Origin of the sequence: Pseudomonas sp. B21-054, from assembly GCF_026016345.1 — a bacterium.
Classification (GTDB): Bacteria; Pseudomonadota; Gammaproteobacteria; order Pseudomonadales; family Pseudomonadaceae; genus Aquipseudomonas.
In genome coordinates this window covers 1,311,528-1,332,384 of record NZ_CP087204.1, presented here as the reverse complement: position 1 = coordinate 1,332,384, position 20,857 = coordinate 1,311,528, and the positions used below count along the sequence as shown (strand labels likewise).

18 protein-coding genes are annotated in these 20,857 nt (G+C 62.7%); 3 read left to right on the top strand and 15 right to left on the bottom strand.

What is annotated here, in order from left to right; translation table 11 throughout:
* Positions 1-95: 95 nt before the first annotated feature.
* Positions 96-2,726, bottom strand: a complete 2,631-nt coding sequence (gene ppc, locus LOY70_RS05815; RefSeq protein WP_265034083.1) for a phosphoenolpyruvate carboxylase — start codon at positions 2,724-2,726, stop codon at positions 96-98.
* Positions 2,727-2,917: 191 nt separating this feature from the next.
* On the opposite strand from ppc, the gene LOY70_RS05810 reads away from it, so the two are divergent.
* The 3 genes from LOY70_RS05810 to LOY70_RS05800 all read left to right on the top strand — a co-directional run bounded on the left by LOY70_RS05810 (position 2,918) and on the right by LOY70_RS05800 (position 4,802).
* Positions 2,918-3,262: a hypothetical protein gene (locus tag LOY70_RS05810; RefSeq protein WP_025212083.1), complete on the top strand. Its 345-nt coding sequence runs from the start codon at positions 2,918-2,920 to the stop codon at positions 3,260-3,262.
* Between the two features lie 286 nt (positions 3,263-3,548).
* Entirely contained in the window at positions 3,549-3,962 is a 414-nt protein-coding gene (locus tag LOY70_RS05805; RefSeq protein WP_025212082.1) for a DUF4398 domain-containing protein, read from the top strand.
* 51 nt (positions 3,963-4,013) lie between these two features.
* Positions 4,014-4,802 (top strand): OmpA family protein, encoded by a 789-nt coding sequence (locus tag LOY70_RS05800; RefSeq protein ID WP_123342964.1) that lies wholly within the window; start codon positions 4,014-4,016, stop codon positions 4,800-4,802.
* A 192-nt stretch (positions 4,803-4,994) separates the two neighbouring features.
* On the opposite strand, the gene LOY70_RS05795 is transcribed toward LOY70_RS05800, so the two are convergent.
* The 14 genes from LOY70_RS05795 to LOY70_RS05730 form a co-directional block, all read right to left on the bottom strand.
* The gene (locus LOY70_RS05795) at positions 4,995-5,324 is read right to left on the bottom strand and encodes a hypothetical protein (protein ID WP_123415556.1); all 330 of its coding nucleotides are present in this window, start codon (positions 5,322-5,324) and stop codon (positions 4,995-4,997) included.
* Positions 5,321-6,226 carry an alpha/beta hydrolase gene (locus tag LOY70_RS05790; protein WP_265034081.1) on the bottom strand — a complete coding sequence of 302 codons (906 nt, stop codon included), beginning with the start codon at positions 6,224-6,226 and terminating at the stop codon, positions 5,321-5,323. Before LOY70_RS05790 ends, LOY70_RS05795 begins: the two co-directional genes overlap by 4 nt.
* Before the next feature lie 148 nt (positions 6,227-6,374).
* Complete coding sequence (locus LOY70_RS05785) at positions 6,375-7,652, bottom strand: flavohemoglobin expression-modulating QEGLA motif protein (protein ID WP_265034080.1); 1,278 nt, start codon at positions 7,650-7,652, stop codon at positions 6,375-6,377.
* Positions 7,653-7,688: 36 nt separating this feature from the next.
* Positions 7,689-8,243, bottom strand: a complete 555-nt coding sequence (locus LOY70_RS05780) for a hypothetical protein (protein WP_123342577.1) — start codon at positions 8,241-8,243, stop codon at positions 7,689-7,691.
* 158 nt (positions 8,244-8,401) lie between these two features.
* On the bottom strand, positions 8,402-9,106 hold the full coding sequence (locus LOY70_RS05775) for a TetR/AcrR family transcriptional regulator (RefSeq protein ID WP_265037974.1): 705 nt from the start codon (positions 9,104-9,106) through the stop codon (positions 8,402-8,404).
* Between the two features lie 113 nt (positions 9,107-9,219).
* Positions 9,220-10,722 (bottom strand): lysine--tRNA ligase, encoded by a 1,503-nt coding sequence (lysS, locus tag LOY70_RS05770; RefSeq protein WP_265034079.1) that lies wholly within the window; start codon positions 10,720-10,722, stop codon positions 9,220-9,222.
* Between the two features lie 108 nt (positions 10,723-10,830).
* A protein-coding gene (gene prfB / locus LOY70_RS05765; protein ID WP_265034078.1) for a peptide chain release factor 2 occupies positions 10,831-11,926 on the bottom strand; the annotation gives its coding sequence in 2 pieces (ribosomal slippage) (positions 10,831-11,853 and positions 11,855-11,926; 1,095 coding nt in all).
* 276 nt (positions 11,927-12,202) lie between these two features.
* The gene (locus LOY70_RS05760; RefSeq protein WP_265034077.1) at positions 12,203-13,204 is read right to left on the bottom strand and encodes a diguanylate cyclase domain-containing protein; all 1,002 of its coding nucleotides are present in this window, start codon (positions 13,202-13,204) and stop codon (positions 12,203-12,205) included.
* A 45-nt stretch (positions 13,205-13,249) separates the two neighbouring features.
* A complete protein-coding gene (locus LOY70_RS05755) occupies positions 13,250-14,260 on the bottom strand; it encodes a chemotaxis response regulator protein-glutamate methylesterase (protein WP_265034076.1) in 1,011 nt (336 codons plus the stop codon).
* The gene (locus tag LOY70_RS05750; RefSeq protein WP_265034075.1) at positions 14,257-16,521 is read right to left on the bottom strand and encodes a hybrid sensor histidine kinase/response regulator; all 2,265 of its coding nucleotides are present in this window, start codon (positions 16,519-16,521) and stop codon (positions 14,257-14,259) included. Before LOY70_RS05750 ends, LOY70_RS05755 begins: the two co-directional genes overlap by 4 nt.
* A complete protein-coding gene (locus LOY70_RS05745; RefSeq protein WP_265034074.1) occupies positions 16,518-17,189 on the bottom strand; it encodes a chemotaxis protein CheW in 672 nt (223 codons plus the stop codon). Before LOY70_RS05745 ends, LOY70_RS05750 begins: the two co-directional genes overlap by 4 nt.
* Complete coding sequence (locus LOY70_RS05740; protein ID WP_265034073.1) at positions 17,186-18,448, bottom strand: CheR family methyltransferase; 1,263 nt, start codon at positions 18,446-18,448, stop codon at positions 17,186-17,188. Before LOY70_RS05740 ends, LOY70_RS05745 begins: the two co-directional genes overlap by 4 nt.
* Positions 18,445-18,981 (bottom strand): chemotaxis protein CheW, encoded by a 537-nt coding sequence (locus tag LOY70_RS05735; protein ID WP_265034072.1) that lies wholly within the window; start codon positions 18,979-18,981, stop codon positions 18,445-18,447. Before LOY70_RS05735 ends, LOY70_RS05740 begins: the two co-directional genes overlap by 4 nt.
* Positions 18,981-20,603, bottom strand: a complete 1,623-nt coding sequence (locus LOY70_RS05730; RefSeq protein ID WP_265034071.1) for a methyl-accepting chemotaxis protein — start codon at positions 20,601-20,603, stop codon at positions 18,981-18,983. Before LOY70_RS05730 ends, LOY70_RS05735 begins: the two co-directional genes overlap by 1 nt.
* Positions 20,604-20,857: the final 254 nt, after the last annotated feature.

Sequence of the window (20,857 nt, the reverse complement as noted above, 5' to 3'; positions counted from 1 at the left end):
CCGGACCACGAACTGTCGCCCGGCTGACCGGTTCCCTCCCCTCCAGTACCACGCCCCGAGACACCGGACGAGCCGTTTCGGTGCGCTGCCTAACCTTAGCCGGTATTGCGCAAACCGGCGGCAATCCCTGCCACAGACACTAGCAACGCCTGTTCCACGGGGCTCCCCTGGGCCACCTCCTGCTGCCGCGAGCGGGCCAGCAGTTCGGCTTGCAACAGGTGCAACGGATCGAGGTAGGTGTTGCGCAGGCGAATGAATTCCAGCGTGGCTGGGCTATGTGCCAGTAGCTGCGACTGCCCGGTCAACCCCAGGACCACCGAGCACGCCTGCGACAATAGGTCGCGTAAATGCGCACCCAACGGTAGCAGTCCAGGTTCCACCAAACGCTCATCGTAGGAACGGGCAATGTCGGCGTCGGCCTTGGCGAGCACCATTTCCAGCATATCGATGCGGGTACGGAAGAACGGCCACTGTTCACGCATCTGTCCCAGCAACTCGCCTTCGCCCCGCTCCAGTGCCTTGCTCAGGGCGGTTTCCCAACCGAGCCAGGCCGGCAACATCAGGCGGGTCTGGGTCCAGCCGAAGATCCACGGGATCGCCCGCAGGCTTTCGATACCACCGGCCCGGCGCTTGGCCGGCCGGCTGCCCAGAGGCAAGCGTCCCAGTTCCTGCTCCGGCGTGGACTGGCGGAAGTACTCGACGAATTGCGGATTCTCGCGCACCACGGCGCGGTAGGCGTTGACACCATCGGCGGCCAGCTCGTCCATCAGATGCCGCCACTGGGGCGTCGGCGGCGGCGGTGGCAGCAAGGTCGCTTCAAGCACGGCGGCGAGGTACAGATTGAGGTTCTGTTCGGCGATGTCCGGCAGGCCGAATTTGAAACGAATCATTTCGCCCTGCTCGGTGGTGCGGAAACGCCCGGCCACCGAACCCGGCGGCTGGGACAGGATCGCCGCGTGCGCCGGGCCGCCGCCACGGCCCACGGTGCCGCCACGGCCATGGAACAGCAGCAGTTCGACTTGCTGTTCGCGGCAGATGTCCACCAGCCGTTCCTGGGCTCGATATTGCGCCCAGGCCGCCGCCGTGGTCCCGGCGTCCTTGGCCGAGTCGGAGTAGCCGATCATCACTTCCTGGGGCCCTTGCAGCCGTGAGCGATAGCCCGGCAACAGCAGCAACCGCTCGATCACCGGCCCGGCGTTGTCCAGGTCGGCCAGGGTTTCGAACAGCGGCACCACCCGCATGGGCCGCAATACGCCGGCCTCTTTCAACAACAGCTGCACCGCGAGGACATCGGAAGCCGCGCCGGCCATGGAGATCACGTACGACCCCAGGGACGCCGCCGGTGCCGCCGCCACTTCCCGGCACGTAGCCAGGACCTCCGCCGTATCGGCCGATGGCTTGAAATGGGCGGGCAACAGCGGACGTCGGTTGTTCAGCTCGTCCAGCAAGAAGCTGATGCGCTGCTCCTCGCTCCAATCTTCATAGCGACCCAGGCCCAGGTAATCGGTGATTTCGGTCATCGCCGCGGTATGGCGCGTCGAGTCCTGGCGCACATCGAGACGCACCAGGAACAACCCGAACGTCACCGCCCGGCGCAGGCAATCGAGCAGCGGCCCGTCGGCGATCACGCCCATGCCGCATTCATGCAGGGAGTGGTAACACAGCTCCAGGGGGTCCAGCAGCTCGCGGTTGTGCTGCAACACATCGGCGGTGGCCGGCGTGGTTTCTTTCAAGGATGCATGGGCCCAATTACGGGTGGCGCGCAAGCGCTCACGCAATTGCTTGAGCACCGCACGATAGGGTTCGGCGCTTTCGCCCGCCTGGGCACGCAAAGCCTCGCTGGCGTTTTGCATGGACAGCTCGGCGGCCAGGTGATCGACGTCGCGCAGGTAGAGGTCCGCCGCCATCCACCGGGCCAGCAACAGCACTTCGCGGGTGACCGCGGCGGTCACATTCGGGTTGCCGTCACGGTCGCCGCCCATCCACGAAGCAAAGCGGATCGGCGCGGCTTCCAACGGCAGGCGCAGCCCGGTGGCGGCGTGTAAAGCCTGGTCGGCCTTGCGCAGGTAATTGGGAATGGCCTGCCACAGTGAATGCTCGATCACCGCAAAGCCCCATTTGGCTTCATCCACGGGGGTCGGCCGGGTGCGGCGAATTTCTTCGGTGTGCCAGGCCTCGGCAATCAGCCGCTGCAGACGCTCGTGGATTTGCGCGCGCTCGGCGCTGGTCAGGTCGCGGTGGTCCTGGGCCGCCAGTTGCGCGGCGATGGCGTCGTACTTCTGGATCAGCGTGCGGCGGGCCACTTCAGTGGGGTGGGCCGTGAGGACCAGTTCGATCTCCAGCCGCCCCAATTGCCGCGCCAGGGATTCGGCGCCATGGCCCTCGGCGCGCAAGCGGGCGAGCAGCTCGGGCAACACGCGCGCCTCGAACGGTTCCGGTTGCGACTCTTCGCGACGGTGGATCAGTTGGTATTGCTCGGCGATATTGGCCAGGTTGAGGAACTGGTTAAACGCCCGCGCCACCGGCAGCAATTCATCCTCGCTCAACTGGTTGAGGCTGGCACTGAGCTCGGCGTCCACGGAACCGCGTCGATCCGCCTTGGCGCCTTTACGGATCTGCTCGATCTTGTCGAGAAACGTGTCCCCGTACTGTTCGCGGATGGTGTTGCCCAGCAGCTCGCCGAGCAGGTGGACATCCTCGCGCAAGCGGGCATCGATATCGGTCATCAGCAGTTCTCCAGCAAAAAGGTCCGGACAGCTATCGGGTTAGACGTATGACCTAGAGAGTGCCGATGCAACTCGGTTATGACAAGCGACGAAGGGACTTTAAACCTTGTCGGACAAAGCTAGTCTCATATGTAAGCCACACAACGGCTTGCCACTCACCGCCTGCCACGAGCAGGCTTATTGAGGCCATCATGAAAATTCGTGAGCTCGCCCAGCATTGGGAAGAAAACGCCAAGGGTCGCCTGACCCAGACTGGCTACACGATTCACCTGGACGTGGAAGCCGCCGCACGCCTGGCGGCGATCTGCGACATGTACCCCAAGCGCCACCCCGAAGAACTGCTGGGCGAATTGATCGGCGCGGCCTTGGAAGAGCTGGAAGCGAGCTTCCCCTACATCAAGGGTTCGCAGGTGGTGGCCACCGATGAAGAAGGTGACCCGCTGTACGAAGACGTAGGGCCAACCCCGCGTTTTCTCGCCTTGTCCCGCCGTCATCTGCACGAACTCTCCTCGCAGAACGACAAATCTAAACACTGATTTCCGCCTTGCGAATGGCGGCCTCCCGGCACTGTCTTTTCCTTTCCCAGTGCCGTGGATACCGCTGCGCGCCTTGAAAGTTCAGCTTTTCGAGCGCTGACCGATCAGTCAGTAATTCTTTTGGCGAGTGGCCATCTTTGCTGAACTTTTGAAAAAAGCCTCGGGTCACACCCAGTAACCATACTGGAACAGTCGTTTAAATAAACGCGCCCTGGCGCCAGCGCCAAAACAGACGTCAAGGCTTCGGTCCCAGCATGGATCAGTCGTTTTTTCAGGAGTTTCCCCAATGGAGTTGAAGCCTATGAATACCTGCATTGCCAAACCCTCATCCACTGGCCTGCGCGGCCTGAAGTTGGCTGCCCTGGCCATCGGTAGCAGCTTCATCCTGGCCGGCTGTGCTGGCAATCCTCCTTCCGAGCAATACGCAGTGACCCAATCGGCGGTCAACAGCGCAGTCAGCGCCGGCGGTACCGAATTTGCCGCCGTGGAAATGAAGTCGGCCCAGGACAAGCTCAAGCAGGCCGAGATCGCCATGCACGACAAGAAATACGACGAAGCCAAGCGTCTGGCCGAACAGGCCGAGTGGGATGCCCGCGTCGCCGAGCGCAAGGCCCAGGCCGCCAAGGCCGAACAAGCACTCAAGGATTCTCAGAAAGGGGTTCAGGAACTGCGTCAGGAAGGCATGAACAAGGTTCAGTAAACCGTTCACGCCACGACGTACTTCTCATTGATAAAAGGACGACAGACTATGATGCACAAACACTTGATGATGCCCGCCCTGCTCGCTGCCTGCGTAGCCCTGGCCGCTTGCTCCCACGACCCGAACGCCAACCTGGAACAGGCCCGCACCAACTACAACGGCCTGCAGGCTGACCCGGCCGCGACGAAGGTGGCTGCGCTGGAAACCAAGGACGCCGCCGACTTCCTGGCCAAGGCCGACAAAGCCTATATGGACAAGGAAGACGAAGCCAAGGTTGACCAGTTGGCCTACCTGACCAACCAGCGCGTTGAAGTGGCCAAGCAGACCATCGCCCTGCGCAACGCCGAAGCCGAGCTGAAAAACGCCGGCGACGAACGCGCCCGTGCATTGCTCGATGCGCGTAACGCGCAGATCAAGCAACTGCAGGACAGCCTGAACGCCAAGCAGACCGAACGCGGCACCCTGGTGACCTTCGGCGACGTGCTGTTCGCTACCAACAAGTCCGACCTGCGCTCAAGCGGCCTGGTCAATGTGAACAAACTGGCCCAGTTCCTCCAGGAAAACCCGGACCGCAAGGTGATCATCGAAGGCTATACCGATAGCACCGGTTCGGATTCCTACAACCAGTCGCTGTCGGAACGCCGCGCGGGTTCCGTGCGCACCGAACTGGTGAAGATGGGCGTCGATCCAGCCCGTATCGTGACCCAGGGTTATGGCAAGGAATTCCCGGTCGCTGACAACACCAGCGTCTCGGGCCGCGCCATGAACCGTCGGGTAGAAGTGACCATTTCCAACGACAACCAACCCGTCGCCCCGCGTTCGACCATGAGCGCCAATTGATCGGCTGAGTGCAACAAAAAAGCCCCGCCTGATTTCGTCAGGCGGGGCTTTTTGTTGGCTGACATGCATAAAAATTGTGGGAGCGAGCTTGCTCGCGATAGCGGTATGTCAGTCACAGCTGTATTGACTGTCCTATCGCTATCGCGAGCAAGCTCGCTCCCACAGGAGATTGCTGGCGCCCTTAGGAATGGCTCACGGCAGAAGCTTCTGCGGCGTCTCCTGCCCCATGCACCGCACCGCGCGCTTCTTCTCGTTGATCAGCACGCCAGTCAGGCCTTTCTGTTGGGTGTCAAACAGCACCAGCACGCCGTCGATGCATTGGGCCACCTGGGGAGCCGGCTCCAGGGAGATCTTGTAGTCCTCGCCCGGCACGGTCTTGAGCAGGGTGAATTGGTCGAGCAGCAACGCGTCCTCGGGCTTGGCGAAGTGCAGGTAACCGTAGTACCACAGCACCGCGACGGTACCGAGGATGCTGCAGATGCCGGTGATGATCAGGGGGATGGCGTTACGTTCTTCGCTCATTGCGCACTCTCAGCAGATTCAACGGGTGATTTCGGGTAATTCGGGACCTCGCCCAGGCGGCGCAGGCCGTCGAAGTGCTGGGGGTCGTCGAGGTAGCGCAGCATCACGGTGCGCCAGGTCGGGTCGGCGAACGTCTGCACATGCCCGCCGCGGGTCAGTTGCAGGACCCGGGGCGGGGGCGCAGCTTGATACAGACGGATGCCATTGGAAAGAGGCACGATAGGATCATCCAGGCTGTGATAGATCAATTTCGGCACGCCATTCAATTGCGCCACGGAACTGATCGCGCTATCACCGTCCGGCACCAGCCAGGACAACGGCACCTGGAACGGCCAAGTCAGCCACGATGTGCTCAGGGCAAAACGTCCGACGTCGCGGTAACTGGCCGGCACGCCATCGAGCACCAAGGCCTTGAGCTGCCGTTGCCGCTGGGGATGCTCCACCAGGTAATGCACCGCCAGCGCGCCGCCCAAGCTTTGGCCGAGCAGCACCAGCGGCTTGCCCTGGACCTCGGGCGACTGGTCGAGCCATTGGAACGCGGCGTCGATGTCCTGGTAAATCGCCGGCAGGCTCGGCTCGCCTTCGGACACACCATAGCCCCGGTAATCGACCATCAACACCTGATAACCCTGCTCCGGCAACCACCAGCTCCCGCCCAGGTGCCAGGCCAGGTTGCCGCCGTTGCCGTGCAGGTGCAGCACCGTGCCCTTGACCTCGACACCTGGCTTGACCGGCAGCCACCAGCCGTGGAGCTTGAGGCCGTCAGCGGTGGTCAAGGTGACGTCGCGGTACTCGAGCTTGGCCCGCTCGGGGGTAAACGGCAGACCGCGCTCGGGGTAGAACAGCAGTGAGCTGCAGCCGCCCAGGGCCAGCAACAAGCAAAAGATGCCGAGGATTCGCATCCGGTGAAACCTCGCAAGATCAGGGTTGAAACATAACCTCCTTGTGGGAGCGAGCTTGCTCGCGATAGCGGCGGTTCAGTCACAGCTGTGCTGACTGTCCTGACGCTATCGCGAGCAAGCTCGCTCCCACAGGGGGGCTGTGTTGTGATTAAAGAATATTGGAATAATCCGCTTCGATCCGGTCCAGGCTCAGGTGGTTCAGGAAGTTGGAGAAACACATCCAGGCCGACAGCGCGTTCATGTCGCGAAACTGCTCGGGCAAGTACTTGGGCGCTACGACCAGGCCTTCGTCCACCAGTTGCCGCAGGGTACGCATGTCCTCCAGGGTGGTCTTGCCGCAGAACAGCAGCGGCACCTGTTCCAGCTTGCCCTTGCGCACGGCCAACTGAATGTAGTTGTAAACCATGATGAAGCCCTTGAGGTAGGACAAGTCTTTGGTGAATGGCAGGCCGGTCGGCACCGAGCCACGGAAAACCCGGCTCGCGTTGCCGTAGCTTTCGGCCATTTCAAAACCTTGCTCGCGGAAGAACTCGAAGATCTGCAGGAAATCGGCGCCCTCCTCCACCATATGAATGGCCCGGGTACGGTTGGTGAGTTTACGCAGGCGACTCGGGTAGGACGCGAAGGTGATGATTTCCATCAGGATCGCCAGGCCTTCCTGGGTCACCGTGGACGAGGGTGGGCCCTTGGACAGGAACGTGCAGATCGGCTGGTTCAGGCCATTGAGCGTCGTGCCGACATGCACCAGCCCCTCGTGGACCTCCAAGGCCCGCACGTCGCGCTCGTTGAACATCGCATCGGTGCGGATCTTGATGTAGTCCGCGCCCGCCGCCGCGTCGGCCACGATCCCGTCGGACTCGAACACCCGGATGGTTTCTTCGGCTTCGCCGAACACCCGGTTGAGGCGATGTTGCAGCAAACTCACGGCGTCCTTGGCCGTCAGGATCTTCGGCTCGTCCTTCAGGTCGCCACGGCCATCGATGTTGTTCAGGTAGTCGGACAGCATCAGGCCCAGGTCCGCCAGGGTCGGGTCGCCCGCGTGGAAGGCGTCGGAGGCCGCGCCGTACAACTCCTGGGAAATCAGCCCGAAATCCTCGGTGCCGCGCGCTTCGAGCATGCGCACCACCATGCGGTATTCCTTGCACATGCGGCGCATGATCTGGCCGACCGGATTGAACTGCCCGAGCTGGCGAGTGATGTCGCGCTCAATGTTCTGGAACTCCAGCTTCACCTTGCTGGAGTCGAAGGACAGCGGCCGGTTGAGGTAATAGTCGCGGTCCACGGCGGGCATTTCCTTGCCCTTGGCCTTGAGGAAGCCTTTGCGGATGCTGTCATCCCATTTCACTGCGTCGAGAATACGAATCGGCGTCTGCGCCAGCACAATGCGATCGGACAAGGTGCGTATCGTCTGCTGGTAATCGTCCACCCGGAACTCCTGTGAAAAAACGTCCGCTTGTTGCAATTATTGGGATTTGTCCAGCCGCTGGTAGCGCACGGCTTCCGAGAACACATCGGAATTGGCCGGGTCATCGAGGTAACTGAAAACCTTGCTCATGTCGCTGTCCACCAGTACGCCGTCACCCTCCTCGCTCTGGTTCGGCTGGCCGCTGAGGATCTTCTGGGCGATGGCCTGGTTGACCTGCTCCAGGTCCAGGTTGTAGACCACCAGTTCCTGCTTGTCGGTCAATTCGAAACCGGCGATCACATAATGTCCGCCATACCGGGCCGGCACCTTGGCCGACAGGTACCAGCGGCTACCGTGACGGGAAACGGTCAGCGGGATGGCTTCGCGCTCCTTGGGCCGGGCCCTGAAATAGCTGATGGCCTGGTAGCGATGCTTGCCGACCTCCGTCAGCTCCAGGTTCAACGGTTCGCCCCAGGCGTTGGTGCTGGTCCACTGGCCGAGCAGGCCCTTGGGCGCTACTTCGCTTTCAGGCAACGGTGCCTTGAAGGACACCAGACAGCCACTGAGCAGCAGCAACGACACGGCCATTACAACGGCACGCCAGGCTTTCATTTGAACTCCCTATGGCAACTGTGGCGAGGGGATTTATCCCCGTTGGGCTGCGCAGCAGTCCCCTTGCAGTCAGCTCAGTTAACCAGACGTACCGAGTTGGCTGGTTTTGGGGCCGCTACGCGCCCCAGCGGGGATAAATCCCCAGGGACCTGTGTAATTCACACCGACGCCAGTACCAGGTGCATGTAGCGGGTCAGGATGCCGAGCATTTCTTCTGCCGCGACCGGCTCGGCGCCATTGAGCAAGCCCTGATATTCCATCCGTCCGATAATCGCCGTCAACACTTTGGCATCCTGTTGCGGCTCGCGCGAGCCTAATACCTGGAAAAACTGACATGTACCGTGCAACAGGATCTGCTGATGGGAACGCACCAGTTCCGCCAGGCGCGGGTTGAGCAGCGCTTCCTGGCGGAAGGCCTGTTCGGCCATCAGGTAATCGCGGCGACTGTCCAGTTGGTGCTGCACGTAATCGGCGGTCAACCGGGCAATGTCGTCCGCCAGTTGCGAACGGGATTCGGCGCTGCCGTTTCCATAGGCAACCATTTCCCGCAACAGGCCTTCATTGTTGGTCCACAGCTTGGCCATGAACGCCGCGCTGCGCTCCACGTACTGGGCGAAGGTATCGGTGAGCAGGTCATCGATGTCCTTGAAATAGTACGTGGTGGCCGACAGCGGCACGCCCGCTTCGGCAGCCACGGCGCGGTGCCGTACCGCCCGCACGCCATCGCGCACCACAATGCGCATGGCTGCGTCAAGAATCTCCTGGCGACGCTGTTCGCTGCCCTGTCGGCTGGCCTTGCGGCCCTGGTACTGAACACTTTCAGCGACAGCAGTGGCCACGCCCGCTGCACCTTCTGGAACCATTGCACGATTCACGACAGGTCTTCCTCGCTCTTTGAAAAAGTAACCAATTGATACGTTTGTACCAGACAGGCAATAAAAAGCCGCCCTTCCAGGCGGCTTTTTATTTGAAACACTTACGCTTGGGGCCGCATGTGCGGGAAGAGGATCACATCCCGGATCGACGGTGAGTTGGTCAACAACATCACCAGGCGATCAATACCAATGCCCTCGCCCGCCGTCGGCGGCATGCCGTATTCGAGTGCACGCACGAAGTCGGCATCGTAGTGCATGGCTTCGTCGTCGCCGGCGTCCTTGTCGGCCACCTGGGCCATGAAGCGCTCGGCCTGGTCTTCGGCATCGTTGAGCTCGGAGTATGCGTTGGCGATTTCACGGCCACCGATGAACAACTCGAAACGGTCGGTCACGCTTGGGTTCTCGTCGTTACGACGGGCCAACGGCGACACTTCGAACGGATACTGGGTGATGAAGTGCGGCTGTTCCAGCTTATGCTCGACCAGCTCTTCGAAAATCATCACTTGCAGCTTGCCCAGGCCTTCGAAGCCCAGCACCTTGGCGCCGGCCTTCTTGGCGATGGCGCGGGCCTTGTCGATGTCCTGCAGGTCGGCGGCACTGATGTCCGGGTTGTACTTGAGGATCGAATCGAACACCGACAAACGCACGAACGGCTCGCCGAAGTGGAACACCTTGTCGCCGTACGGCACGTCGGTGCTGCCCAGGACCAACTGCGCCAGCTCGCGGAACAATTCCTCGGTCAGGTCCATGTTGTCTTCGTAGTCGGCGTAGGCCTGGTAGAACTCGAGCATGGTGAACTCGGGGTTGTGCCGGGTCGAAACGCCTTCGTTACGGAAGTTGCGGTTGATCTCGAAGACTTTCTCGAACCCACCGACCACCAGCCGCTTGAGGTACAGCTCCGGCGCGATACGCAGGAACATTTCCATGTCCAGGGCGTTGTGGTGAGTCTCGAACGGCTTGGCCGCCGCACCGCCGGGGATGGTCTGCAGCATCGGCGTCTCGACTTCCAGGAAGTCACGCTTCATCAGGAAGCTGCGGATGTGGGCGATGACTTGCGAACGTACGCGGAAGGTCTGGCGCACCTCTTCGTTGACGATCAGGTCGACGTAGCGCTGGCGATAGCGCTGCTCGGTGTCGGTCAGGCCGTGGTGCTTGTCCGGCAGCGGGCGCAGGGACTTGGTCAGCAGGCGCACGCTGGTCATCTCGACGTACAGGTCGCCCTTGCCGGAACGGGCCAGGGTGCCTTCGGCGGCAATGATGTCGCCCAGGTCCCAGGTCTTGACGGCCGCCAGGGTTTCTTCCGACAGGGTCTTGCGGTTGACGTAGACCTGGATGCGCCCGGTCATGTCCTGGATCACCATGAACGAACCACGATTGAGCATGATACGACCGGCCACCTTGACTGGAATCGCCGCCTCGGCCAGCTCTTCCTTGGTCTTGTCCGCATACTGCTTCTGCAAGACGTCGCAGTAGGCGTCGCGGCGGAAGTCGTTGGGGAAGGCCTGGCCCTTGGCGCGCTCGGCAGCAAGCTTTTCCTTGCGCAGGGCGATCAGGGAGTTTTCTTCCTGTTGCAGGGCTTGCGGGTCGAGTTCTAGGTCGCTCATGTCTTTAAGGATTCCATCACAGGTTCGTTGCCCCCGGCCCCGGGCCGGAGTTTGCGGGCAAGCCTCGCTTCCTGTGGAAACGTGCCTGCCCACCGCATGGGTGTCGCGTTACAGCCCTTGTTTGAGGCTCGCCACCAGGTACTCGTCGATGTCGCCGTCGAGCACCTTGTCGCAGTCGCTGCGTTCGATATTGGTGCGCAGGTCCTTGATCCGCGAGGCGTCGAGCACGTACGAACGGATCTGGTGACCCCAGCCGATGTCCGACTTGGTGTCTTCCAGGGCCTGGGACGCCGCGTTGCGCTTCTGCACTTCCTGCTCGTACAAGCGGGCCCGCAACATTTTCATCGCGGTGTCTTTGTTGGCGTGCTGGGAGCGCTCGTTCTGGCAACTGACCACGGTGTTGGTCGGTACGTGGGTGATCCGTACGGCCGAGTCGGTGGTGTTAACGTGCTGGCCACCGGCCCCGGAGGAACGGTAGGTGTCGATGCGCAGGTCCGCTGGGTTGATCTCGATTTCGATGTTGTCATCGATTTCCGGCGATACGAAGACGGCCGAGAACGAGGTGTGGCGACGGTTGCCGGAATCGAACGGGCTCTTGCGCACCAGGCGGTGGACGCCGATCTCGGTACGCAGCCAGCCAAAGGCGTATTCGCCCTTGATATGCACGGTGGCGCCCTTGATCCCGGCGACTTCACCGGCCGACAGTTCCATGATGGTGGCGTCGAAACCACGTTTGTCGGCCCAGCGCAGGTACATGCGCAGCAGGATGTTGGCCCAGTCCTGGGCCTCGGTGCCGCCGGAGCCGGCCTGGATGTCCAGGTAGGCGTTGTTCATGTCCATCTCGCCGCTGAACATGCGACGGAACTCCAGCTTGGCCAGGGCCTCGTCGAGGCGTGTCAGCTCGGCGACCACATCGTCGACCGCGCCTTCATCGTTTTCTTCGACAGCCATGTCCAGCAGGTCGCGGCAGTCGGCCAGACCGCTGGACAACTCGTCCAGGGTCTCGACGATCTGCGCCAGCGCAGAGCGCTCGCGGCCCAGTTCCTGGGCGTATTCAGGTTTGCTCCAGACGTTCGGATCTTCAAGCTCGCGATTGACCTCGGTCAGACGCTCATGCTTTTGATCGTAGTCAAAGATACCCCCGAATAGTTTCGGAGCGCTCGGACAGGTCCTTGATGGTGTTAAGGATCGGGTTGATTTCCATGGCGGGCAGCACTCGTTGGCGAACTTTTGAAAGCCGGCGAGTATAACGTAATCAAGCGCCAGCGGCAGCCCGCCTGGCGGCTTTAGGGGCAATGAGATCAAGACCGAGCCAGGGGGCCCCTGTGGTGAGGGGATTTATCCCCGCTGGGCTGCGAAGCAGCCCCAAATGCAGCCGACGCGATTTGCCCGAAGCACGGCAGTGTCCGGTTTTAGGGCTGCTGCGCAGCCCAACGGGGATAAATCCCCTCGCCACAAAAGCATCATTATCGACCGAAGGTTATTCGAAGCCCACCCGATTACGCCCATTGTGCTTGGCGATGTACAACCCTTTGTCCGCCGCCGAAATCAGCTGCCGGCAATCGCTACCCTGCTGAGGCGTCACGGTCGCCACACCGACGCTGACGGTGAGGTTCGCGCCACCATCGGGGGTGGTGTGGGGGATGTTCAGGGCGACGACGCTCTGGCGCAGCTTTTCGGCCATCAGCCGGGCGCCGCCGGGCGAGGTACTGGGCAAGACCAGGGCAAACTCCTCGCCGCCGTAGCGAGCCGGCAGGTCGGACGGGCGACTGCACGCGTCACGGATCGCCGTGGCCACCTTGCGCAGGGCTTCGTCGCCCTCCAGGTGGCCCAGGTTGTCGTTGTAGGACTTGAAGTAATCCACGTCGATCATCAACAGCGACACTTGGCTCTGGTCCCGCAGCGCCCTGCGCCACTCCAGCTCGAGGTATTCATCGAAGTGCCGGCGGTTCGACAGCCCGGTCAGGCCATCGGAGTTCATCAGCCGCTGCAGCACCAGGTTGGTGTCGAGCAACTGCTGCTGGCTGACCCGCAGGGCCCGGTAGGCCGCGTCGCGCTGCAGCAGCATCATGTAGGAGCGCGAGTGATAGCGGATGCGCGCCACCAGTTCGATGTTGTCCGGCAACTTGACCAGGTAGTCGTTGGCCCCGGCGGCGAACGCCGCGCTCTTGACCAGCGGGTCCTCCTTGGTGGACAGGACAATGATCGGAATGTCACGAGTGGCCGGATGGCTGCGGTACTCGCGCACCAGGCTCAGGCCGTCGAGGCCGGGCATCACCAGGTCCTGGAGAATCACCGTGGGCTTGATCCGCACCGCCTGGGCGATGGCCTGGTGCGGGTCGGAACAGAAGTGGAAGTCGATGTTCTCTTCGTTCGACAGCCCGCGCCGTACCGCTTCGCCAATCATGGCCTGGTCGTCGACGAGCAGGACCATGGCGGCGTTCTCATCGCGCTTGAAATCGTCGAGCTGTAATTCATTCATGAAAACTTACCTGAGTAAGGCTTGGGGCAAGGGTCCGGGGGTTCATCATCGGCTTAAAATCTCCACCAACCGTGGCGCTATCTTGTCCAGCGCAAGAATCTGTGCGGCCGCGTCGATGGCGGCCGCCGCTTTGGGCATGCCATACACGGCGCTGCTCTGCTGGTCCTGGGCAATGGTCACATAGCCCTGCTCACGCATGAGTTTAAGCCCTTGGGCACCGTCACGGCCCATGCCGGTGAGCAAAACGCCCACCGCATCACCGCTCCAGAAGTGGGCGACACTGTCGAAAAACACGTTGATGGAAGGCCGATAGATCTCGTTGACCGGCTCGACGGTGTAGGCCAGGGTGCCGTCTTTCAACAAGCGCAGGTGGTGGTTGGTCCCGGCCAGCAACACCGTACCGCTTTGTGGTGTTTCGCCGTGCAGCGCCAGGCGCACCTTGTGGCCCGAGACACTGCCCAGCCACTCAGCCATGCCCGCGGCAAATACCTCGTCCACATGCTGGACCAGCACGATGGCGGGAACAAAATCCCGCGGCAATGCCTTGAGCAACACCTCCAGCGCCGCCGGGCCGCCCGCCGAGGAGCCGATGGCCACCAGGCTTTTGCGCGACACCGAGACACGCTGGGCCGCCGGCGCGGTTCGCTCAGGGTTGCCGCGCTCGCCGATCAGCCAACCGATGTTGGTGATCTTGCGCAGCAACGGTGCCGCCGCGTCCTCGGGTTTACCCACGCCCAAGGCCGGCGTATCGACCACATCCAGGGCACCGTGGCCCATGGCTTCGAACACCCGATGGACGTTCTGCTGGCTGTCACCGGTGACAATCACAATGGCGCAGGGGGTTTCGGCCATGATCCGGCGGGTGGCCTCCACGCCATCCATGATCGGCATGAACAGGTCCATCAGGATCAGGTCCGGCGTGTATTCGGCGCAGCGCTGCACCGCCTCGGCCCCATTGACGGCCACCCAGACCAGTTGATGCGCCGGCTCGAACGCCAGCGCCCGGCGCAGGGCTTCGACCGCCAGGGGCATGTCATTGACGATGGCGATCTTCAAGTGCGGGCCCCTCCGATCAGTTCGACCACGGCGTCGAGCAAGGCGTCGTCATGAAAACTCGCCTTCGCCAGATAATAGTCGGCTCCAGCGTCCAGGCCACGACGGCGGTCTTCTTCACGGTCCTTGTAGGACACCACCATCACCGGCAGCGACTGCAAACGGTTGTCGCGCCGCAACAGTGACACCAGCTCGATGCCGTCCATGCGTGGCATGTCGATGTCGGTGATCAACAGGTCGAAATCTTCCGAGCGCAAGGCGTTCCAGCCATCCATGCCGTCTACCGCCACCGCCACGTCGTAGCCGCGATTGAGTAGCAACTTGCGTTGCAACTCGCGCACGGTCAGGGAGTCGTCCACCACCAGGATCCGCTTGCGCGGGGCCTGGGTCTGGTTCTGTCGGGCGATGCGCTCCAAGCGCCCGGTATCGAGCAACTTATCCACCGAGCGCAGCAGGTCTTCGACATCGACAATCAGTACCACCGAACCGTCATCCAGCAAGGCCCCGGCAGAAATGTCCTGGACCTTGCCCAAGCGTTCATCCAGGGGCAACACCACCAGGGTTCGTTCGCCAATGAACCGCTCCACCGCCACGCCATAGACCGCCTCGCGCTCGCGGATCACCACAACCTTGAGGCTCTGGCCGCTGTTCTGTGCGGCGGGACGATCGAGCAACTGACTGGCGGCGACCAGCCCCACGTGCCGGCCGTCATGCCAGAAATGCTGGCGGCCTTCGACCTGCACAATGTCCTCGGGGGCCAGGTCGCACATACGCTCGATGTGGGCCAGGGGAAAGGCATACGCTTCATCACCGACCTCTACCACCAGGCTACGCACCACCGAGAGCGTCAGCGGCACCTCGAGGTGAAAACGACTGCCTTCGCCCGTTGTCTGCTCCAACACCACCGCACCACGCACCTGACGGACCATGTGCTGGACGGCGTCCAGGCCGACACCGCGTCCGGACACTTCAGTGACCTTGTCCCGCAGACTGAAACCGGGCAGGAACAGAAACGTCAGCAGCTCTTCTTCGCTCAAACTGGCGGCGGTTTGCTCAAGGGAAAGCCCGCGCGCGACGATGCTGCGGCGCACCCGTTCCAGGTCCACGCCGGCACCGTCGTCCGCCAGCTCCAGGACCAGCAGCCCGGCCTGATGGGAAGCCCGCAAGCGGATCAGGCCTTCGGCGGGCTTGCCGGCCAGCACGCGCTGCTCCGGGGTTTCGATACCGTGGTCCACGGCATTGCGCAGCAGGTGGGTCAGCGGCGCTTCGAGCTTTTCCAGCACGTCGCGGTCGACCTGGGTCTTCTCACCTTCAATCTCCAGGCGCACCTGTTTGCCCAGGCTGCGGCCCAAGTCCCGCACCATGCGCGCCTGGCCCGAGAGCACATCGGCAAACGGACGCATGCGACAGGCCAGCGCCGTGTCGTACAGCACCTGCGCCCGCTGGCTGGCCTGCCAGGCGAACTCGTCCAGTTCCGCGTGTTTCTGCGCCAGCAATTGCTGGGTCTCGGACAGCAAGCGGCGGGCATCATCAAGGGCTTCCTGGGCCGGCAGGCTCAGGGCATGTTCCTTGAGGTGCACGTTCAGCGCCTCAAGGGCACGCAGGCCGTTGCTTTGCTGGCGCTTGAGCCGCTGCATCGTCGCCAGCCAGGGCTTGAGGCGCTGGGTTTCCACCAGGGATTTGCTCGACAGGTCCAGCAGGCTGTTGAGGCGTTCCGCCGTGACCCGCAAGACCCGCTCGCCGCCTTCACTGAGGCGTTTGCTTTTGGGAGCTGGCTCCGTGGGGGCGACTGGCTCGGGTTCGGTCAGTTCGACGCGCAGAGGCTCGACTGGCGTCTCGCCGGTGGGTGGCGTCGACGTTGGGGTCGGCGCGGCATTAGGATCGAGCAAACGCCCCATCAGCGCTACGTAAGCGTCGATGTCCGGGGCGCCAAGGGTGTTGCCCGGCGTAGCGATGCGCGTCAGCAGGTCGGTGCCTTGCAGCAAAGCGTCGATGTGGACGGCGCCCAGGACCAGCCGTCGCTCCTGGGCGCTGACCAGGCAATCTTCCATCACGTGGGCCACGCTGACCCCGGCGTCGACCCCGACGATCCGCGCCGCGCCCTTGAGGGAATGGGCCGCGCGCATGCACGACTCAAGGTGATCGGCCTGGGTCGGGTCGCGTTCCAGGGCCAGCAGGCCGGCGCTCAGTACTTGGGTCTGGGCTTCGGCTTCCAGGCCGAACAGTTCCAGCAACGAGGCGTCGCGCATCTGATCGGGGGTCATGACAGGCTCCGGGTCACAGCGGACAGTAGCTGTTCTTCGTCCAGCCAGCGCAGGCTGCGCCCCTTGTACTGCAACACACCGCGCGTGTATTTGCCGGCCGACTGCGAAGCGCTCGCCAGGAGGCGTTCGTCGATGGCGTGGATGCCGTCCACCTCATCCACCGGCACCACCACCGGCCCGCCCGGGGCGGCGACAATCAACATGCGCGGCATGATTCGTCCGGAGGCAACCGCCGTCCCGCCAGGCTCCAGGTCCAACAGTTCCACCAGCGACAGACAGGCCACCAGCGCGCCGCGTACATTCGCCACGCCCAACAAGGCCCGCGAACGCTGGTGGGGCAACGAATGGATCGGCTGCAACGGCGCCACTTCCACCAGGCTGCGCGTGGTCAGGGCCAGCCACTCTTCGCCCAGGCGGAACAGCAATAGCGAGCGCGTGACGACGTCGGTTTCCTGCGGCGCAAGGGCCAGGTCGCGCTCGTCGTGCTGCAAGGCATAGCGGTCGAGCAATCGGGTGGCGGCCGCCGAATACACCGAGCAATTGCGGCAGTGAATATGCTCGGCCAACAACGGGCAGGATTGGTCGCCATGCACCCCGATGCGATTCCAGCAGTCGTCGATGGCCTGGGCGTCGTCATGGGTGACGTTGTAAAAAGCCGAACCGCTCATTGTTTGCGCTCACTGTCAGCCGTGCGCCCGCTGCGGGCGGCACGCTCCTGCAATCGACGGGCTCCGGCCGCGTCTCCCTGGGAAGCCAGCAGCGCCGCCAGATGCACCAGGGCCTCGGCGTGTTGCGGTTCAAGATAAAGCGCCTTGCGATAATAACCCTGGGCCTCCAGTGCGCTGCCGGCCATGTCGCTGAGCAAGCCCAGCCAGTAGAACACCTGGGCCGCCGGTGCGTGGCTGCGCAAGTACTGCTCGCAGGCGGCACGGGCCTCGGCGCTTTTGCCGCTGTTGGCCAGGGCGGCGATGTGGGCCAGCAGTGTCGCGGCATCACTGCTTTTCGGCTCGGCTAGCGGGCTCGCGCTTCCTGCAAATGGCCGGGGTCGAACCACTGGGGGGACGACTCGCGGCGACGGGCGAACCGGCAGCGGAGTCGGCATCAAGGCAGGCAACGGCTGTGGTTCCGGGGCACCCTGGCGGCTGAAGGCGAACGACTGGGCAATACCGATCGAACGCAAGCCCAGTCGCCCCAGCAAACTGCCCTCGGCAGGGCCGATAAACAGCACGCCGTCCTGATGGGTCAGGCGCTTGAGCACCTCGAACACCTGCTGCTGGGTCGGCGGGTCAAAATAAATCAGCAAATTGCGGCAGAACACAAAATCGTAAGGCGCCTCGTTCACCAGCAGGCCCGGATCCAGCAGGTTGCCCACTTGCAGGCGCACCTGTTCGCGCACCCGTTCACTGAGGCGATAGCCTTCGTTTTCGGCGGTGAAATGCCGCTCGCGAAAAACCAGGTCGGCGCCACGGAAGGAGTTTTTGCCGTAGCGCGCCTCCTTCGCCCGCTCCACGGACAGCGGACTGACGTCCAGCCCATCGACCTTGAATTGATGAGGCCCAAGACCTGCATCAAGCAAGGCCATGGCGATGGAATAGGGTTCTTCGCCGGTGGAGCACGGCAAGCTGAGGATGCGCAGAGCCCGCAGGTGCCTTATCTCGGCCAGGCCCTTGACCGCCAGTTTGGCGAGGGTCGCGAAGGATTCGGGATAGCGAAAGAACCAGGTCTCCGGGACGATCACCGCTTCGATCAGTGCCTGTTGCTCCTGGGCCGAATGCTGCAGGCATTGCCAGTATTCGTCGGTGGTTCGCCCCGGTTGGGCACTGATGCGCTGGCGCAGCGCCCGTTCGATGATGGCGGTGCCGACGGAAGTGACATCCAGGCCGATGCGCTCCTTGAGGAAGTCGAAAAAACGCTGATCGTTGTTCATGGCCGGACCTCGAAGTCATCGAGGCTCAGCGGCGGCGAGGGGAACAGCATGGCGCGGACCGACTCGTCGAGCAGGTCATTGACCCGTACCCATTGCAGCAATCCCTGGGCGTCTTCGCGCACCGGGCCCAGATACGGGGCCTGCCGGTTGTCCAGGCCATAGGGCCGGAAATCCGCCGGATCGCAGCGCAGGGTGTCGGTGGCCTGTTCCAGGATCAAGCCCAGTACCTGCCTCGCTTGCTGTGCGTCGGGCTGGTAGTGCACCAGCACCAATCGCGTGCTGGTGCGGGCCTTGGCGCCATGGCCGAAGGCCAGGCTGCACAGGTCGATCACCGGCACCACCGCGCCACGCCAGGCAAACACCCCCGCCACCCAGGACGGCGCCCGGGCAATGGGCTTGAGTGGCAGGCGCGGCAGCACCTCCACAACATCGATGGCCTGCAGGGCATAACGCTCGTCACCGATGCAAAACACCAGGAACAGCGTTTGCCGGACCGCCGGCGCGGCGCCACCTCTGGCCTCGAATTCACTCATCAGACTTTAAAACGCGAGACGCCGCTGCGCAGCCCCACGGCCACCTGGCTCAGTTCGTCGATGGCGGAACTGGCCTGGCGCAGGGACTCCACGGTCTGGCTGCTGGCATCGCCCAGTTGCACCAAGGCGTGGTTGATCTGCTCGGCACCGGTGGCCTGGGCCTGCATACCCTCGTTGACCATCAATACCCGCGGCGCCAACGCCTGGACCTGATGAATGATCTGTGACAGTTGCTCGCCGATCTGCTGCACCTCGGCCATGCCACGGCGCACCTCCTCGGAGAACTTGTCCATGCCCATCACACCGGCCGACACCGCGGACTGGATCTCGCGCACCATTTGTTCGATGTCATAAGTCGCCACGGCCGTTTGATCAGCCAGGCGCCGCACTTCGGTGGCGACCACGGCGAAACCACGGCCGTACTCGCCGGCCTTCTCGGCTTCGATGGCGGCGTTGAGGGACAGCAGGTTGGTCTGGTCGGCCACTTTGACGATGGTGACCACCACCTGATTGATGTTCCCGGCCTTCTCGTTGAGGATCGCCAGCTTGGCGTTCACCAGATCGGCGGCGCCCATCACCGAATGCATGGTTTCTTCCATCCGCGCCAGGCCTTGCTGCCCAGAGCCGGCGGCCACCGAGGCCTGGTCGGCGGCGGTGGACACTTCGGTCATGGTGCGCACCAGGTCGCGAGAGGTGGCGGCAATCTCGCGAGATGTCGCGCCGATCTCGGTGGTGGTGGCCGCGGTTTCGGTGGCCGTGGCCTGCTGCTGGCGGGAAGTCGCGGCGATCTCGGTGACCGACGTGGTGACCTGCACCGAAGAGCGCTGGGCCTGGGACACCAACGATGTCAGCTCAGCCATCATGTCGTTGAAGCCGGTTTCCACCGCGCCGAATTCGTCTTTGCGCGCCAGGTTCAGGCGCCCGCTCAGGTCACCGCTGCGCATGATCTCGAGGATCTCCACGATGCGGTTCATCGGCGCCATGATCGCGCGCATCAATAACAGGCCGCAGAGTACGGCGACGATCAGCGCAACGAGAAACGACAGGCCCATGGCGACCTTGGCGGCCGTCACCGCATCGCCAATGGTCTGGGTGGCTTTTTCCGCCAGCTCACGATTGCGCTCGATGATTTGGTTCAGATGCCCACGGCCGTCGAGCCAGGCCGGCGTCAGCTCTTTCTCCAGCGCCAACCGCGCGCCTTCGTAATCCTTGCGTTGATACAGGTCCAAGACCTTTGCCACCGCCTGGTTGAAGTCCTGGTGATTGACCTCGAACTCATCAAAGGAGGCCTGGTCGACAGGATCCTGGATCAGTTTTTGATAATGCTGGATCTCCTCGCGCAGATGCTGCTCGAAGCGCTGATAACGAGCCTTGTCCTCGGCGGTGATTTCCCGGTTGCCCGAGAGGCCGACGATCTGTTGGGTCAGGACGTAGCTGTCGACCCAGCCACCGCGGATCATGGAACTGTAATACACCCCCGGCACCGCATCGGCGCGGACCTTTTCTTCACTGTCCTCGATCTTTAGCAACCGTGAATACGAGACGAGCACCATCAGCAGCATAATGGCGATGATCACCGCAAAACTCGCCAGGATGCGTTGGCGCAATGTCCAGTTCTTCACAGTAAAACCTCGGAGACTTTGAAATGCTGGGGAGTATAGCCGAGGGTGGGGCGGCGTCTTAAGACGGTGTGGGAGGAGTGTGGGGAAAGGCGAGCTTCACTGATCTCTCAGCAACAGATGAGTGCCCCCATTTCAGCACCCATCACAAAACCACTGTGGGAGCGAGCTTGCTCGCGATAATGGTATGCCGGCCAACTTATTATTGACTGATCCACCGCCATCGCGAGCAAGCTCGCTCCCACAAGGTATGTCGG